Here is an 18,654-nt window from a genome sequence, read left to right as displayed (position 1 = left end):
ATTAAGGTTTATTCTGAAATACGCCGTAATCCTGCTTTCTGAAAATTAATGAAATGACCAGAATTGGGATGATCGCCATCAATGTTTTTTTGCTAACCTCATCCATAATGATCTCGGACCGCTGCATACTTCCCACACCATTGTACATTTTAAGAAATTCAGCTTCCCCAATGTTCTTGACCAATTCCTTTTTCCCATCCAGCATCAATACTTTCATTTGAGCGAGGTAGTCTGTAAATACAGACGGATCAGCATAGGTAATAAAAAAATAGATCAGCCAGCCGCCGACCAGCGCACCAATGGTGTTTACGACATAACCGATCGTCAATGCTTCCCAAAGGTGTAAAAATCCATTTCCCACTTTTTTGCGGTAATACCAGCAAGCTCCGGCAATCATAATGATATGTATGCCAATGTCAAGTACCTTATTATTGCCTAATGGCACGATGCCAATCAGATAAAGTCCGAGGAAAAATATAAAAACCAGCACGCCTGTTACCAACCCGAAAAGCAGGGGAAGTTTTAAAATCGGTTTATTAAAATATGCAATAATTGATTTCATGAATACCACTCCTGTTTTCCATTGTTAATTACCCCTCTTACTTTCCCGATTAGCTCTTTTCCCAGAAAGGGTGTATTCTTTGATTTTGAATAGCTTTTATTAAAATTCCATTTAGCGTCCGGCTCAAAACAGGTAATGTTGGCTGCGGCTCCCACTTCAATCTTATTTTCTGCAAGTCGGAGGATGTGTCTTGGTGCAGAAGTCAGTTTTTCAATAATATCTTCTAAATCCAACCCGCTATGCGTTATGGCCAGTGAAAATGCGGTTTCTAATCCAGTTATCCCAAAATCCGCATGGTCAAATTCCAGATTTTTACTTTCCTCATCATGTGGATTATGATCCGAAACAATGGCGTCGATCGTACCGTCTGCCAATCCTTGTTTTAATGCTTGCAAATCAGCCGCCGAGCGAAATGGCGGGCTTACTTTCAAATTGGTATCAAAATCGATCAGGTCCTTATCTTCAAAAGCAAGCTGATGCGCTGCGATATCGCAGGAAACGGGAAGTCCTTTTTTCTTTGCCTCCCTCACCAGGTGAACAGCTGCAACGGTTGAGATTAGCGAAATGTGAAGGGCCGGAACTTCCGATGGATACATATTATTTTCCAGGGCGTATTCGAGTAATTTAAGATCGCGGTTCAGCATCATTTCTTCTGCCAGCGAGGGTATACCTTTCAGCCCAATCAATGTGCTGGTCACGCCTTCGTGCATTTGTCCGTAAAGCGTAAGCTGCCTGTCCTCCGGGCGGTTCATCAGCAATGCATTCAGCGGCTGGAGATATAAAATGGTTTTGAGAAAAAGGTCCGGATTCTGGACGGGTTGCTCGCCGTCAGTAAATGCAATCGCCCCAGCCTCATGCAAATCGATCATTTCGGTGAAATCCACTCCTTCGGCATTCCGGCTGACAGCTGCTGCAACGTGCAATTTCACCAGTCCTCCCGAACCTGATTGCCTGATATAGTTCAATGTATCCTTGCTGTGGACAACCGGCTGGGTATTTGGCAACAATACGATTTCAGTAAATCCTCCGTGGGACGCCGCCGCACGAACGGAAGTCAAGTCCTCTTTATGTTCAAAGCCTGGATCACGTGAGGCAACGCGCATATCAATCCAGCCTGCCGACATACACAACCCATTCGCTTCCCAAATTTCGGCGTTATTAGCATCAAGATCCTGCCCTATCTCCTTAATTTTCCCTTCCTCAATCAATACATCCCTAACCTGCCCGTTGAAGGTGGACTTTTTATCAATGATTCGAACTGAACGGATTACTAGTTTCATGTTGTGTCAAAACAAATGCCCGGAGTATCAAAAGAAAAACCGGATTCAAAAAAAAAGCTCCAAATGGAGCTTAAACCTTTTCTCAGGCACCTATAAACTTTTGATAATCCTCTGCGGACAATAAACCGCCTTCCTCTCCCGGACTATCAATGCTGATTTTCACCATCCAGCCATCGCCATAAGGATCTGTATTGACTAATTCAGGTTCTCCATCTAGCTTTTCATTCACTTCAAGCACGGTACCGGCTATTGGGATGAAGAGATCAGAAACTGTTTTTACTGCTTCCACTGATCCAAAAATCTCGCCTTTTTGAAGGGCGTCGCCAATTGTATTAATGTCAACATACACAATGTCACCTAATTCATTCTGCGCGTGGTCTGTTATACCAATCGTCGCTATATCTCCATCAATGCGAATCCATTCGTGATCTTCTGTATATTTTATTTCTGGCGGGAAATTCATGATTTAATCAGGTAAAGTAGAACATTCATTGAACCGCAAATTACAGGATGTGCGTTGTCTTTTCCAAATCAAAATATTATTCTGCCAAATTGAATTTTAGCTGCACACCACCGGATGTGCTGGCGCGATAAAATGAGTTGGAAACAAGCGGATCATTGAAGGTGCGGTCAAAATAAAACTGTACACTTAACCTGTTATTGACCATATAGTTAATGGTCGGCCGGAGCTGGAAATTGATATTTCCGGCGATTGGTATATTCTCGCCGTCGAACTTCCGCTGGATCGACCTGGTATCCCTGAATGTAAGGCCCAGCTGCATGGTCATATCATTTTTTAGCTTCCTTTTTACCCCATTGATCTTAAATGGTATTGCCACATTGTTTTTAGTAAAACCAATGTTGACCGTAACGTCCTGATTGAACAGCTCAGCCATCTGCGAATTAGAAAGATTCAATGCAACTGTCCTATCACGGTTGTACTCGATCCTTGCCGTAACCCTGCTTTGAGTTCGGAATTCAACACCAACCAATGGCTGGAATTTTTCCGAAAGCGTAATGGTACTCATTGAGAACACCGGAATGTACTGTCCCAAATCATTTAGCCTAGAAGATAACGGATAACCTGTCACGGCCAGGTTCACATAAAGTGCTTCGTAATCCAATGACGAAGTGAAGTTGCCGACGCTGTAATTGGACATATACTTGTGTTTCAGCGTAAATGAACTGAACATTCTCTTGAACATGGGCAGCTGCGACAATCCGTTGTAACTCAAGTCCCAATTGGGCATCGGAAATTTCAAAAATGGATTGGTACGGACGGTGTTGGGATCCTTGCCGGTATAAGCAGCAAAGAATGAAGAGATCAGAACATCCTGCGAGGTCTCATTGTATTCACCGCCGCTCTGATTTTCATTATTAAGGCGATCGCGCAGAATGGCACGATAAGCCCTGAATTTGTCGAAAACTGGTGACGAGTTATCTCTTTTCATCTTCGCAAATGCAGTTCTGAATGACAAAAATGACATACTGAACTGCCCATTCCTAAGCGGGCTTTGCGAAACAAAATCTCCGGAAGAATCGGGGCGATAGAATTCCTGATAAGCATCCTGTCTCGTCAAACGTGCTTCAATGATCAGCCGGAAGTCTTTGAATGGTTCGAGAGTTGTATTGGCCGAGAAATTTTTCGCGATGGTTTGCTGGAATGGCATATTCTGTTGCTCACTTCTCGTAATCCACCCTTTTTCTGCGGCTTTAATCTGGAAATTCCGACCCTGTTGCCCCAATACAAATGGTAATCCGGGCGCATTGGTATTGTCGATCCCAAAATATTTTGGCGCCCTTAAATAACCAGGCAACGCAGTTGTTTCCAGCACCGAATAACTAAAATTGATTCCTCTCACCGTCATGAGGGCGCGGGTTACGCTTTTGAGGATATCCGTCGTGCGCATGTCGATTTCTTCAATGTCACCCGGACTTCTTGCAAAGTTCTTACGCGCGGTCGAAGGCGTATTGGCGAATTTCAGATAGCGTAGTTTATTATAAAGTAAAACAAAATCCACTTTCCCGGTCACGCCCCGCTCACGGCTGTTCCGGATGATATCTCCGAACGGAAGTCCGGTCGTATCCTTTAATCCCAATGCATTCGCCTGATACTGGTAAGCCACTGAATGTTTGTAATCAGCAGTCATCCAGTCGACCAGCGGAATTTTATCCAATGGCAAACGGTAGGTCAGGTCTATTTTCTGATCAAAATTTTTGATCCGCCCCAGATTTTTAAAATTTGTCCACAACGAATCTTTTTTCTGAGTGCTATTAATATCCCCCATCGGCTCGTCGATAATGGAGTTAGCCGACGAATTGTAGGTCAATGTCAAGTTTCTGGTCAGGTTCCAGCCAAAATCATAATAGCGGTTAAACCAGAAGTATTTTTCAAACAAAGGCTGAATGCCATCAGTAGTCAGGTCGGCATTCCGCAATTGGGTTTTCAGGAAACGCCGGTCCACGTCGGTACGGAGCGAAACCATGTTTGGCATTAAGGTAAGGTTCACATCCTTGATCAATTCAGCCCATCGGTTTGTTGCTTTCCAATTTTTAAATGGCTCAAAAGCTTTGGGCTGACTACTGTAAACATAGGATATCCCACCTCTGTAATTGCGTTGATTGTATTCTTGCGTCAGTACATTGCGCCGCTTATCGTCACTGAAAGCATAGGTGAAGGAGAAGTTCTCGAAATCGTAAAAGTGATTTTTGGCACCTGGCTTCATTTTAATTTTCCTGACATTGGAAAAATTGATTCCCCGCTTGACGGCATTTTCCTCCACCAACCGGCTGTAACCATCTCGCTCTTCGTCAGAAAGTAGATTATCCAGCGAAGTAGTCAGCGGTGTATCTGGATCGAGTGGATTAAAGTGTGGTTTTACATTCCGCCTGTCATAACTTAAAAATAGCGGGATACTGAATCCCCATTGTGCCGGGAGCAGCTTATCTAATGCAACATTGGATGAAAATCCATATTCCTGGGTGAAATTACGGGAGCGCTCACCGATCCGTTGCTGAACACTTCCAAAACCAAATGTCTCTATTCTTCCGGAAGCTGTTACCGTTGCAAAATCAGCCAGTTTCGCATTCAACTGCGCAATAGCGGCAATACCGCCAGTATCGTCAAAACCTTCCACGTGCATTTCATCGGTCCAGAGGCAGAAACTCTTAGGACGCTGATCGGCAGATTTGGGGTTTCTCATTCCAATCATCATAATTCGAACGGAACTAAGGTCAGGGTTGCCGACAACGGTTAGCTTGAACCTGCCGTCGGAGGTAAGTATGGTATAAGGCACGCTAAGGTTTCTATCAATCTGCCTGTTACGCTGTGATTTTACTGAGATAAGATCTGCCAACGCAATGTTAATCTCATTACCCTCCGGCCATATTTCCGATGCGTCGGTAGCAGAAGGACGGGTGGCCTGTAATGTTGACAGGTCAATTTCGTAGTAATTTTGAGTAAGGTCAGTTCCAATCCTCATGAATGTACCCACCATGCCATCTTCACTTTGCTCATTTTGCATGTGGACGTACATGCGCAATCTTTTGCGGAACAACAGGTCCAGGTTTACATTTTTAAATACCGCCCGCGAATCGCCATCGCGTAGGTCGGTCACGCAAAGGCTCATGGATTGTTCATTCAGCAACAAAGGTGGCCTTTGTGTATTGTCCTGGTCACGTTTCCAGCCGGGAGGGATGGTGTAAATGTATTTGTTGGCGCCGCCGCGTGGGTCACTATTTTCCTCAATACTAACCGTTCCAACCGTGAATTTCGCATCGTAAGGCTCTGGAACTTCCTGCAATCCAGGTGCGTCAAGGTTGGACGTGTATTTGCGATATTGCTGCCCTACCATTTGCAACTGTGCAAAGCGAAGGATAACCGGCTGCTGAAAATCAGTGAGGTACATCCGCATGAAACGAATGGATTTGAAACCATTCATATTGCCGACTATTCCTGAGAATTCCTTTATGGGAACACGGAATAAGTACCAGTTCTGACCATTTGTTAATGTTTTATCAACGATATATCCATTCCCAATTGCGAGCTGGTTGGGTTTCAGATCAATTTCATATTCATAATAAGCTTCGTTGTCGTTGATGGTATTGTCCACATTCATATCCTCACCATCCGGAACATTGGTGGAAGCGGGCGTAACGTCGGTAGACCGGCCCTGGCTTTCGGGTGAGTTATTCTCCATCCCGATGTAGTTTTTGTAACGTTCCAGGACTTTCAACCCGGCGCTGTCCAGATCGGCGCCGAGGAAAAATTTGAAATCATCCCCAGATGGATCGGAAAGTATTCTCTCTCTTGCTTCCGCGGTAAGGTTAGCGGGCAAGCGGTCCAGATATTTCCTGAAGAAATTACGTTCTTCTTCATTACTCAATCCATCCAGCCCCACATCCTGCTTCTCTCTCGCCCCCGATTCGTTACTGAATGCATTGATCAGATACTGAGATTTGGTGGCATATCCCCAGGCGGTAGAATCAACATTCACCCCAATCTGTTTTGGAACCAATGGAAGCCCGTTTTCAAAATCGTAGCGTTCGTTCGGGACAACGTCTTCGGAAATATCCCCAAGATTGAACACCAGTTTCCCTCCGGTTGTATTGTTTCTATTCTCAACCCCGTCCCTCACTACTCCATCCGGCGTGTTGATAAAGGGATCAAGCATCCAGAATTCAATGCTTTCAATGTTAGCATTGTCAAAATCGTTATCAGATGTGATAGCACGGCTGATGGCACCAAAATTCAGCCTTGGTGTTTTCAAACGTCCATCGGTCGCGAGATCTGCATTGTAATTGTACATCCCCCTTTCGCTTGGATAGTATGCAATGTCGAGGACCTGTTGGGGGTATGTAACCAAACCAGCAATCGCCCTGTTTGGAAAGATTTCATTAGGAAGAAAAAGTCTTTCGTAAAAGAATTTACGGTCGGCATCTTCAATGTTGCTCGGAGGCTGATAACCTCCACCCAAACCTTGTGATCCTCCAAAAATATTATCGACAGTATAAGCAGAGATTTTGGCCCGCTTATAGGCATAATTCAATGTTTTTCCATCAAACCCTTCGCGGAATTTTGTGGGAACCGATGCCAGACGCCATTTTTGAGGCTGGCGGGAAAGGTCGTAAATCGTTCGTGCAGCTTCAAAATCATCGACTAATGAGCGATTGTTCACATCTTTGGAAACCCCCGGCAAGAGTTTGGCAAATTCCCCCTTAAACTGAATGCTAGACATTTCTTTTGTCTGCAAAAGCGGCAATGCATCCAGCCATTTGGTCAGGAAAGGAACATCTTTACGGAAATTGATATCGAAACCCAGCATTGTATTGTTCACGGGTTCGTTGCCGATAGAAACACGGGACAAAAACCCAGCCGGCCGCTCACGGTATTTCATGATGGTTGCGCCAATGCTCAAATCTCTGTTCAAAACATAATCCAGACGTGTTCCCAGCAATGAGCGGATCTGATTCTGGAACATATCAGGACGTTCGTATTCAATGACGATCTCCCGTCCCGAATTAAGCACGCTGCTATTTAACAATCTGACGCGGCCAATCTGCGCCTCCACAATGTAATCGGAACCCGGGGAAAGAGGTACGCCGCCGGAAGTAACCGTCACGGAAGTTTCCAAAACCCCAAAAGGAAGCTGCACCTCTGCACCACCGCTGGATTGATAAGTACCTTTGATAAAAAACTTGTTACGCTCCGAAACCTGCTGCGCGTCGATCATCGTAGTCCGGTACAACTCGTTGAAGACATATTTGTTCCGAAACTGATCTTCTCCCGCACCAAATTTTCTGGAAAGGTTGGTACCAAATGGTTCAAGTACTGGAAAAATAATGCGCCCAGTTTTGCTGTCTACGGTAATGCCGTCTACAAAGTCAAAGTTTCCGTCGGGTTGAAGGTCGTTGACGGGATTAAGACGGTCGAGCCCTGCAAGGCGGATTAAGGGAACATTGGCAATGCTGCTTTCCTGCAAATTGGGATTATCAATACCCGTCTGGTCATCTTTATAAATAATCCTGAGCTGAAAACCCTGCTTATCGATCTGGCTGGTTCCGAGTGAGTAAACATTCTTCATCATCAGGTCCCACATCGGAAGATTGGTATTATTCCTGATCGTGGATGATTTCAATAATTTCAACGCAATCACCTCGTTGTCCCTTCTCGCCTGATAATCTTCGGTCAATTCTCCTACTTTAAAGGCACGCCCATTGAGGGTATATTCGTAAGAAACAGCCAATACTTCGTCGTTTCTCAATGCATTGGTCAGGGAGATATATCCTAATTGGGGGTGAAAAGTGTAATCACGATCAGCTATCAGTCTTTTCGATCCTCTTAATAATTCATAGTCTATTGTTCTTTCCAGCCCCAACGCGGTGATTGCGCTATTGGTATTATCAACCTGCCTGAACGCATTGTTTGAAGTCAATGCCTGATAAAGTCCATTCGCTGCATTGTCTGCGGGCGATGTCGAGCGGATCGGTTGTAAACTGGGGTTTGCTGATTTATAAGGTGCTGGTTCTCCTAAATCAGCAAAGCCGACCACATTTCGCAAAGATTCTGTCGTGGTCGTGCGGTTTGTCACGTACACTTCAAGCCGCGTAACAGTTATGCCGGAAGTGATCGTGGGTGTATTTTGCAGAGAACCTTCATACTTGTTCCTGAAATATTGAGAAAGAAAGAAGTTGCGGTTTTCATCGTAAGTATCTGCTCTGAGTTCAAAATCCCTGTTCTGAGCTCCTCCGCGCAATACGATCCTTTCTTTGCTGGACTTTTGCTGGGAAGCAACAAATGTTGCGCTTAATCTCCCAAACTGGAAATCAGTTTTTAACCCGAACAAATTTTGAACCCCTGGAATAAGCTGGCTATTAATGGCCCAGTTGATATTACCGGCCTCAATTTTCCGGATGAAACTCTCTTCCGGATTTTTATAATTCAGCTTGATCGCATTCTCAAAATTGAAATTTGCTTTGGTATCAAAGTTGGTTTGAAAACCAAGCTGATCCCCCAGTTTCGCATCAAAATTGATACTGATCTGTTCGTTAAATATGAATTGGGTATTGCGCCGCTGGCGGATGGGGATGGAAGGGTTATCCAAAAATTGGTGCATTAACCCCAGATCAAGTGAAACAAAGCCAGTTGGTTTAAAATTGACAAAGTCGTCGCCTAGCAATTTAGACAATGCTGGCGGGAGATCCAGCTTGGGCAGCAATCCTCTCGCACCCATAGCGCTTTTTCCATCTTGCCGACCCGCATATTCGCGCAATAAGCTTTTAAATGCCCGGTCTTCCTGAATCTTGTCGTACGTTTCCAAGTCCATCCGCTCAGGTGCACGGAAGTCGAGATTGCCGGACGGAGTCTGGATTTTTTCGGTAACTGCTACTTTTCCAGCACTGTCCAGGATGATAGTAGTAGAAATATTGGAAGGATCGCGCATATAGAATGGCGATCTTGGGCGGGGTTCGGTGATCCTGTTGGAGTAATAATCCTTCCAGCGTGTGATCAGCTGGTTACCGGAGCGGTCTACATTTTTCTTCGTAGTATCTTCTATAATCGTATCTGCAAACACTGCCCAGTCCTGGGCCTGCGTTGCATATGGTTCATCCATGTCAACCGAGAGGTTGGCTAATAATACCGCTCCGGTCGAAATGCTTAGTATCTTAAAAAGAAATGAGTAAATCGTTGATGACAAGGTAATGTACTTATTTAGAGAAGGTTGTATCTAAAATCAAAGCCACCAATACTAATTTACTATCGTAAAATTTTTCGCCAAATATCATTGTGGTACTGGTCAACGAAGCGCCAGTTTTATTAAGTTTTCAACAGTCATATCCAGTCCTTCCCGTTTTACAATGGTGTCCAGACTTTTCTCCGCAGTGGCCTTGGGGATTCCCAACGTTACCAATGCAGCTAATGCTTCACTTCTTAAATGGTTGGAAGATGTTTCTGAGGATTTAGGACCTGTTGATGTCAGCTCTTCCTTGCGTATTTTATCTCTTAATTCCAGAATAACGCGTTGAGCAGTTTTTGATCCGATGCCTTTAATCGATTGAATCAGGCGCAGGTCTTCATCTATAATCCCCCGCCGGATTTCTGATGAGGAGAGTGAAGAAAGCATAATCAGAGCTGTCGAGGGTCCAATTCCCGAAATACCAACCAGGTCAAGAAAAAGCGCTTTTTCATCAATTCCCCAAAAGCCGAAAAGAACGTGGGCATCTTCCCGTATACTCAAAAACGTTACCAATTTGCAACGCTCACCCAAGTCCGGAAGTGAAGTATAGGTCTGTAATGAAATGCGTACTTCATAGCCTATTCCATTTACATCAATAATGGCGTAAGCCGGATCTTTATAGGTTACAGTTCCGTTAACGTAGGCAATCATATATGTAGTATGTGTGCTTGTAACTCTCGTTTACTAGGTCGAAATGATCAATTTTTGGCCTGGCTTGATCGCGTTGCCCCTGATTCTATTCCGCTTCTTCAATTGCCCGATTTCCAGTCCGTAACGCTGCGAAATGATCCATAAGGTGTCGCCTTTTTGTACGGTATGGTAACGTTTACTAATATGCCTGGCCTTTTTCGCAGGCTGCTGCTGTTCATCGGCACGATAAGATGCGATTGCCACGCGAGTTGTAGGTGCAGTTACTCTTACCTCCCTGTAAATCACCAGTCGCTGGCCTCTTTGGATGTTATTCCGGCGAATGTGGTTCCATCTTCTGAGCTCCGAGACGGAAACGTGATATCTCCTGGCAATAGCTCCCAAATTTTCTCCACGCCGAACAGTGTGGGATGATTTTTTTGTTTTGCTGCGGCTCGTTACCACTACTTCCTTTTCCTCGTTTTCCTCATCTTCGCCCGAGCCGACCTCATTACTTACCAAAGCGTATGGAAATGCCGAATTCCTGCTCAATGAATCCACCGTAGTGCTATCTACCTTCGCGATCATCATCCCCGAAGCTGTGTACCTTCTGGTGCACGAATCCATGATCACATTGCGGTTGCTGACAAAGTAAGTATACTGAACACTCGGTACTTTTAATATAAAATCCCTTGTTTGATCAGGAAGTGATGTTTTGGTAATCTGGGGATTAAGTTTTTTGAGATCTTCGAAATTGATATTGCTTTGCTGGCAAAAAGTAACCAGATCAATATAGCCGTCAATATGTATGGTATCATTTGGAATCTGAAACTCCATTTTTTCCGGATAGATACCATGGTCATACCCATAATTCATCATATAGTTCATGGCGACATATTGCGGAACATAGGAGCGTGTTTCGCGGGGAAGTACATTGTAGATAGTCCAAAAAGTGGTTCCGCGAGAGCGTCTCATGGCTCGCTTCACATTGCCCGGTCCTGTATTGTAGGAAGCGAGTGCAAGCTCCCAATCACCAAAAATCCGATATAGCTGCGCAAGGTACATGCATGCGGCCTCTGTGGCTTTGGCGGGTTCAAAACGTTCATCAATGTATTTGTCTTGATGCAAGCCAAACTCACGACCTGTTGCCGGCATAAACTGCCACAATCCGCCAGCTCGGGCACGTGAAATCACTGTCGGGTTAAGCCCCGATTCTATCATTGAAAGATATTTGAGTTCGGTAGGCAGGCCATGACGCGCCAGTGCTTTTTCAAAAAGGGGAAAATAGAGCGGCATTTTCTCCATCATCGTTTTCGTAAAGTCCGCCTTTTTGTAGATAAAATATTCTACGAATTCGTGAGAAGACTTATGGTAGGTGAGCGGGATTGCATTTTCAAGTTTTGCAAACCGCTCTCTGAGAAGTTCCTGGGGCACCGCAGGATTAGGGCCAATCTCTTCTACTTCTGGTAAATAAGGTAGCAGTTTTTCATCTGCCTGAGTAATTGTTTCCAGCGTATCTGGCTCGAATGCTAACTTCTCCTGTGGAATATTCGCCAACGCGGCCGAGTTCCAGTATCCCAAACACATGGCTCCGAGCCACAACACTTTTTTCGAAATCCTCATCAATAATACTTTTTGAAGGTTAATCAATTCACGGTTTTCAATGGCTCGTACCTGTTAATGAACAACTTACAGATAAAAAATCCCTTTTAATTTTCCTTGATGAATCAGAATAATCTCTAACACATTTCACGCCCCGCTCACAAAAAATCTTTGACCGAATAACTTTAACAAAACCGCCTGTTATACTGGCATGATATTTTTCGTTCAAACACTGGGTCCTGATACAAATGCAGCTTAGTAAGCATGATCACAAAAATAACTGCATACAGTTAAGCAATCTAGTGATTTGTATCGTATTCTTCGGCAACCTTTTTATTCAGCCCGGAAAGATAATGGGCAAATGCCAGCATTTTTTCTTCCCCAAAATAAGGAGCCATTACCTGAATTCCAATAGGCATCCCATTATCGTCCACACCATTTGGAATTGAAATAGCAGGATTCCCCACCACATTGGCTTGAACCGTAAATATATCAGCAAGATACATTTGCAACGGATCTTCTGTTTTTTCTCCTATTGTAAAGGCGGTTGTTGGTGTAACCGGGGAAATCAGAAAATCAAATGATTCGAAAAACTTATCCGTTTCCTCCCGCACCAATCTTCTAACGCGTTGCGCCTTGGTATAGTATGCATCATAATAATTTGCACTTAACACAAAAGTGCCGAGCAATATTCTCCGTTTTACCTCTTCCCCAAATGCTTCTGTACGTGTTTTTTTATACATACTTTCAAGGTCGGTTGCTTCGGAACTTCTGTAACCATACCGCACACCATCAAACCGGGACAAGTTCGAACTGGCCTCCGCGGTAGTCAAAATGTAATAAGTTGGCAGCAATGCATCAACCAGCGGAATCTCAACAGGAGTGACTTCATGTCCTTCGGCACGTAGCCGATTCAGCATTTCAAGGGTTTGCTGACGGATTTCGAGAGATATTGCAGTGCTTTCTACCGCTTCACGGATATAGCCAATCCTGGCATTTCCTTTCCACATCAAAAGCGAAGAATAAGAAGGTACCCGCTTTTCAGAAACTGTACTATCGAAATCATCAGCGCCAGCCATAATTTCCAGGATCAATGCAGCGTCTTCTATACTTTTTGTAATTGGCCCGATGCAATCAAAAGACGATGCATAGGCGATGAGGCCATATCGCGAAACCCTGCCATATGAAGGTTTTACCCCAATTACCCCACAAAAAGCAGCAGGTTGCCGGACAGAACCGCCAGTATCACTACCCAAAGAAGCATGGCACATTCCAGCCTGAACTGCAACAGCAGACCCTCCGGACGAACCGCCCGGAACCTTTGTATTGTCGGCCGCATTCAATACGGGACCAAATGAAGAATTTTCGTTTGAGGAACCCATTGCGAATTCATCACAATTTTGCCTTCCAATGACAATCGCATCTTCATCAATCAGGCGTTGAACGGCTGTCGCGGTAAATGGAGCTTTATAATCTTGAAGGATTTTACTACCGGCTTGCAAACCGTGTCCTTTGAGAGAAAGTACGTCTTTTAATCCAATCACCAGACCTGCCAATTTCCCAGCAGTTTGGGTAGCTATTTTTTCATCCAAAGCAAGGGCTGCTTTTTTTGCTTCGTCAGCATAAACTTCGACAAAGGCATTCAGATGTTTATTGGATTCAATTTTTTGTAAATAATGATCAACTAACTTGACACAGGTCAAATCTCCTGCACGCAAATCTTCCTGTATATCGGCTAGCGTCAGATATTCCTTCAATGTAGAAATTTTTGTGGGGTTGTAAATAAAGAATCAGAGCCGATAAGTTGAAGCTTATAGGCTCTGGTTATGAAATCGATAAGAGGGAAGAGTTACTTTGGGTCTTCCATGCTTTTCTCAATATTTTCTTTAACGTCTTTGGTTGCGCTCTTGAACTCATTGATACCTTGGCCAAGGCCGCGCATCAATTCAGGAATTTTCTTCGCACCGAAGAAGAGTAAGACGAACAAGGCAACCAAAAAGATTTCTTGTCCACCTAATCCCATGATGCCTAAAACGGTTATTGATTCCATGTTTTTTCTTTTTTAATGTTTACAAAAATAACTATTCTTTTTTACAAGAACTATAACTGATTACTACTTTATCCTATATTAATCGTTTTTTCCTGCTTCTCCCATTCACCAAATTTCTTCACATCGTCAGCGAAAGTTTTGATAAGCCAAACGACCAGCGCAACATCGTCCGTAATGCCTATAAATGGCAGGAAATCAGGTATTAAGTCAATCGGGGAAACGAAATAAATAAGCACTGCAACAATGGAAAGTAAGCTCTTCCAAGGCAGGTTTCTATACTCCCCGGAAGCATAAGCCCGGATCATCCGGATCAACAACTGCACATTGGTTTGAAACTCCGAAAAGTTCTCTTTAAAGCCTACTTTCTGAAGCTTGCTGACCGTCTCTTTGACCAATTCAAACAACTTGCCTGAACTCTTGGCATAACGGCCTGCTTTTCCCGCGGCGCTTTTAAAAAAAACTGATCTTAAAATCTGTGAAATCATTGACTCATCCTTCATTATATTAAGCAAGAAAAAGTGGTTTGTAATGCCAATATAACTATCAAGATACGTAAATAATTGCATTTTGGATCACCACTACGAGTTTTCTGGCAAAAAATTACATTCGTCTTGGGTTAAACAAATTATGTATCCTACTTTTAGGCAAAAATTTAAAAAGCATTAATTTCTATACAATTAACCATATTTTTCTATGAAGATTACTGTTGTAGGTGCGGGCGCCGTCGGTGCAACCACTGCCGATAATATTATTCGTCGTGAACTGGCAGAGGAGGTCGTTTTGCTTGATATCAAAGAAGGTGTGAGCGAAGGCAAAGCACTCGACATGTACCAAACAGCAGCATTGCTTGGCTTTAATACCAAACCCATCGGCTCTACCAACGATTACGAAAAAACCAAAGGATCCGATGTTGTTGTGGTCACATCTGGTTTGCCACGTAAGCCAGGAATGACCCGTGAAGAATTGATTGGTATTAATGCTGGGATCGTTAAAGGAGTTACTGAAAATATTCTCAAATATTCCCCCAAAGCCATCATCATTGTCGTGTCAAATCCGATGGATACGATGACTTACCTGGCACTGAAAGAGTCTGGTATTCCAAAAAAACGTCTGATCGGAATGGGCGGGGCGTTGGATAGCGCTCGCTTTAAAACCTATCTGGCACTTGCCATGGATGCATCGCCCCTGGATATTCACGGCATGGTGATTGGTGGGCACGGAGATACAACCATGATCCCGCTTACCCGGCTTGCAACCTACAATGGTATTCCCGTAAGCCGTTTTCTTTCCGCTGAACAATTGGAAAAAGTAGCAGCCGATACCATGGTTGGCGGCGCTACATTAACCAAACTGATCGGTACTTCTGCATGGTATGCGCCAGGTGCAGCTACTTTGCTATTAGTGGAAAGCATTGTCCGTAACCAGAAACGCATCGTACCATGCAGCGTTTACCTTAATGGTGAATATGGCCAAAAGGATATTTGCATGGGCGTACCAGTTGTTTTGGGAAGAAGCGGTTGGGAAAAAATTATCAACCTTCGTCTGAGCGACACGGAAAAAGCCGCTTTTGAAAAGTCTGCCGAAGCCGTTCGCTCAATGAACGGCGCATTAAGTTTGTAACAACTTAAATATGCCCACCATACAAGCCGGTCCAAAATTTTGGATCGGCTTTTCTTTTGCTCAAATTTCATTGTTTTACATAGTATGAACCGGATTCATTAAGATTGTAGCGAATATCGCTCCTGGTCTTGCCGTCGAAAGGCTTACTTGCGCCGTGGCCAGGTTAATGCTAAGCAGCATTATGAAAGTATTTTTTTCATTATAAACGTGATCAATTTTAGGGCAAATCGCATACTCAATCTTTAATGGAGCGTTAAAAAGTATCAAAAAGCAGTTGAAATGATTTTCGACCATCCAGTAAGGCTACACACGCATGCTAAACGAACATACCGGTCGTCAAAACACAAGACTGGTTTGTTGGCTGCCTTACTGTTTCTATTGTTGATTTTTTCAAACCTCCACGCACAGGAAACACCGCCACTCGTCCACTATTCCTCATCATTATTTAAGGCACATAATCAGAATTGGCAGATCAGTCAAAGTTCCGACCACATGATTTATGCTGCGAATTCCGATGGCTTGTTGGAATACGACGGCGCATCCTGGCGGCTATATCCTTTGCCCGATGGTCAGATTGTAAGAACTGTGTTGTTCGACGAAACGGATCGGGAGAAGCGCATTTATGCAGGTGGGTTTGCAGAGTTTGGATATTGGAAAAAAGAAGCAGACGGTCAGCTTAAATACTATTCGCTTAGCAGCAAGGCAAATTTCCCGAGCCTTAAAACCGAGGAAATCTGGCACATCCTAAAAACTCCGGATTACATTTATTTTCAATCATTCGCCAAAATCTACCGATATGACGGGAAAAACCTGGTAGAAATAGGGGCGTCCGGAAATTTTATGTTTCTGAGATATGTGCAAGGCCGTCTGCTTATCCAGCTCATTGGCAAGGGGTTATATAAACTCAAAGACACGAAATTCGAACCTGTGCCGGGTACAGAATCTTTGGCCGCCACCATTGTTTCGTCTATTCTTCCCTTGTCCAATGACAGGCTTTTGATCACTACCACTAAGAAAGGGCTATTTGTCTGGCGAAATGGAAGTATTAAGCCCTGGAACATTCCTCTTTCGCAAGAATTGAAACGAAATATCCTCAACCGAGCTATTATTCTGAGCCAGGACAGCAGTCTTGTATTTGGGACGATTCAGAACGGCGTATACGTTTTTTCGAAGGATGGAAATCTTAAATATCAATTTAATAAGGAAACAGGGTTACAAAACAATACGGTACTTGGATTGACAGAAGACACTCGCAAACAACTTTGGATAGGCCTTGATCAAGGCATCGATATGATTAAAATGTCTTCTCCGATTATCTCCTACCAAACCAACGACAACCCATTAGGCTCTACCTACGCTGCCGCTATTTGGCATGAAAAATTATATGTGGGCTCCAATAAAGGAGTATTTGTAAAAAAATGGCTCTCCTCCGAACCATTCCGCTCCGTTCCCGGGCTCGAAGGACAGACCTGGGCCCTGACTGTATTCGACGACCAGCTTTTGTGCGGGCACAACGATGCCACTTATCGCATTGAAGAAAATGGGATCAAAAAAATATCCGACATTACAGGAGGCTGGATTATTCGACCGGTTGTGAATGGAAATGATACCTTGCTTCTCCAGGGTACCTACAATGGCTTACACGTATACAGGAAGAATCCTCAGAAGCTTTGGTCATACGCATACCCTGTTAAAGCGGTTTTGCCCATTCCGATCCGCCAGATTGAAACGGATATCAAAGGAACATTTTGGCTTGGACATGCTTACAAAGGCCTTTTTACAGCTCGCCTAACCCCACAACTGGACTCAGCGTTCCAATGGAGGGAATTGAAGGCCCCAAAAAAACTGCCCAGCGAATTTTCAATTGAAATAACCGAATGGAAAAAACAAATACTCATCCGGTCAGGACATACTTTTCTTCAACCAGATTCTAAAAACAACTTACGCCCGAGTCCAGATTTCCCAACAGAAGACGAAGCTTTTAAAGTCAGGATCGGGACTAATGGCGATTGGTTTAAGGTCTTCATGAATCGGGTGACCTTTTATCCGGCCGGTAAAAAGCCAGCAAATCTAGCCTTAACCCTGATCAGAAATAACGAAACCATCATTCCAATTTCAGCCGGATATTACTTTTTCTGTTTGGACAATGGCTATGCTTTGTATAACCGAGTATCCGACAAGGAAGAGAATGAGATTATTTCAGTGCCAATCATTCGGAAGGTTGCTAATCTGAGAAATCTTTCAGAAACGTTCGGTATCTCAGGAAAACCCGCCTTGCCTTCGGAGGTACGCGCAGTCAGGATCATGTATGCGCTGCCCGAATATGGGCAAAATATTCAATTCAAGTACCGTTTGAAAGGTCTTACAGACCAATGGTCCGAATGGACAAGCCAGAATTTCGTGGAGTTTACAAACTTGGAATCGGCTGACTATATTTTTGAGATCCGTAGCAATTTGAATGATTCGAGCGCATTGTATTCATTTAGCATTAAACCCTTTTGGAGAGAAACCGTCTTCGCCAGGATCCTATTTGCTGTGCTGACGTTGATGTTATTACTTGGACTAATATATTATCAGGAGAAACGTTTAGCAAGTCACCGTTCAAGATTGATTGAGGAGCAGGAAGAGAAATTACATCAACAACGTCTTTCGAGTGAGCGGCAAATTATGCGAATCCAAAATGAAAAACTTCAGAGCGATATTCAAAGCAAGAGCCAGCAGCTTAGCAATGTGGCCATTAATGTGGTGCGCAAAAATGAGATCCTCGAAGAAATCAGGGACGAGCTAAAACAGGTTAAGGAAGAGCTTGGGCAGCAGCTTCCCAATATACATTATCAGAAACTACTCAATAGCATTGAACGTAATGTTGCAGGAAAGGATGACTGGGTGCTTTTTGAGCAAAATTTTGACGAAGTCCACGAGCAATTCTTCAAAAGGCTCCGACAATCATATCCTTCCATATCCCCTTCAGAACTACGTCTGGCCGCCTGCCTCCGCATGAATCTTTCAACAAAGGAAATGGCTCCCGTATTGGGAATATCCATCCGTGGTGTGGGAATAAAGCGTTACCGACTCCGGAAAAAACTGGGATTAAATTTGGAAGCCAATCTTGTGCAAGCTATGATGGATATTTAAGCCACTTGCATTTATCTGAGATAAAAGCCCCATAATTTAATC

Annotated in this window: 11 protein-coding genes; 2 read left to right on the top strand and 9 right to left on the bottom strand. The window is 43.8% G+C overall.

Going from position 1 to position 18,654, the window contains the following annotated elements; translation table 11 throughout:
• Position 1: 1 nt before the first annotated feature.
• From FHS68_RS02935 to FHS68_RS02895, 9 genes are all read right to left on the bottom strand, one after another.
• A complete protein-coding gene (locus tag FHS68_RS02935; RefSeq protein WP_167267079.1) occupies positions 2–562 on the bottom strand; it encodes a DUF4199 domain-containing protein in 561 nt (186 codons plus the stop codon).
• The gene (locus FHS68_RS02930; protein ID WP_167267077.1) at positions 559–1,842 is read right to left on the bottom strand and encodes a dihydroorotase; all 1,284 of its coding nucleotides are present in this window, start codon (positions 1,840–1,842) and stop codon (positions 559–561) included. The genes FHS68_RS02935 and FHS68_RS02930 overlap by 4 nt, the downstream gene beginning before the upstream one ends.
• A gap of 82 nt (positions 1,843–1,924) precedes the next feature.
• Positions 1,925–2,305, bottom strand: a complete 381-nt coding sequence (gene gcvH / locus FHS68_RS02925) for a glycine cleavage system protein GcvH (protein WP_167267075.1) — start codon at positions 2,303–2,305, stop codon at positions 1,925–1,927.
• Positions 2,306–2,381: 76 nt separating this feature from the next.
• The gene (gene sov, locus FHS68_RS02920; protein WP_167267074.1) at positions 2,382–9,539 is read right to left on the bottom strand and encodes a T9SS outer membrane translocon Sov/SprA; all 7,158 of its coding nucleotides are present in this window, start codon (positions 9,537–9,539) and stop codon (positions 2,382–2,384) included.
• A gap of 99 nt (positions 9,540–9,638) precedes the next feature.
• The gene (gene ruvA / locus FHS68_RS02915; RefSeq protein ID WP_167267072.1) at positions 9,639–10,229 is read right to left on the bottom strand and encodes a Holliday junction branch migration protein RuvA; all 591 of its coding nucleotides are present in this window, start codon (positions 10,227–10,229) and stop codon (positions 9,639–9,641) included.
• A gap of 33 nt (positions 10,230–10,262) precedes the next feature.
• Positions 10,263–11,828 (bottom strand): lytic transglycosylase domain-containing protein, encoded by a 1,566-nt coding sequence (locus FHS68_RS02910; RefSeq protein ID WP_229211750.1) that lies wholly within the window; start codon positions 11,826–11,828, stop codon positions 10,263–10,265.
• Between the two features lie 278 nt (positions 11,829–12,106).
• On the bottom strand, positions 12,107–13,564 hold the full coding sequence (gene gatA / locus FHS68_RS02905; protein WP_167267071.1) for an Asp-tRNA(Asn)/Glu-tRNA(Gln) amidotransferase subunit GatA: 1,458 nt from the start codon (positions 13,562–13,564) through the stop codon (positions 12,107–12,109).
• A gap of 92 nt (positions 13,565–13,656) precedes the next feature.
• Positions 13,657–13,857 (bottom strand): Sec-independent protein translocase subunit TatA/TatB, encoded by a 201-nt coding sequence (locus FHS68_RS02900; RefSeq protein WP_167267069.1) that lies wholly within the window; start codon positions 13,855–13,857, stop codon positions 13,657–13,659.
• Between the two features lie 68 nt (positions 13,858–13,925).
• Entirely contained in the window at positions 13,926–14,342 is a 417-nt protein-coding gene (locus tag FHS68_RS02895; RefSeq protein ID WP_167267067.1) for a YkvA family protein, read from the bottom strand.
• A gap of 208 nt (positions 14,343–14,550) precedes the next feature.
• On the opposite strand from FHS68_RS02895, the gene mdh reads away from it, so the two are divergent.
• Both mdh and FHS68_RS02885 read left to right on the top strand, forming a co-directional pair.
• The gene (mdh, locus tag FHS68_RS02890) at positions 14,551–15,477 is read left to right on the top strand and encodes a malate dehydrogenase (RefSeq protein ID WP_167267066.1); all 927 of its coding nucleotides are present in this window, start codon (positions 14,551–14,553) and stop codon (positions 15,475–15,477) included.
• A 279-nt stretch (positions 15,478–15,756) separates the two neighbouring features.
• Positions 15,757–18,612, top strand: a complete 2,856-nt coding sequence (locus FHS68_RS02885) for a triple tyrosine motif-containing protein (RefSeq protein WP_167267064.1) — start codon at positions 15,757–15,759, stop codon at positions 18,610–18,612.
• Positions 18,613–18,654: the final 42 nt, after the last annotated feature.

Source organism: Dyadobacter arcticus (assembly GCF_011762185.1).
In the GTDB taxonomy this organism is placed as follows: Bacteria; Bacteroidota; Bacteroidia; order Cytophagales; family Spirosomataceae; genus Dyadobacter; species Dyadobacter arcticus.
This window is presented reverse-complemented; position numbering and strand designations above follow the sequence as displayed.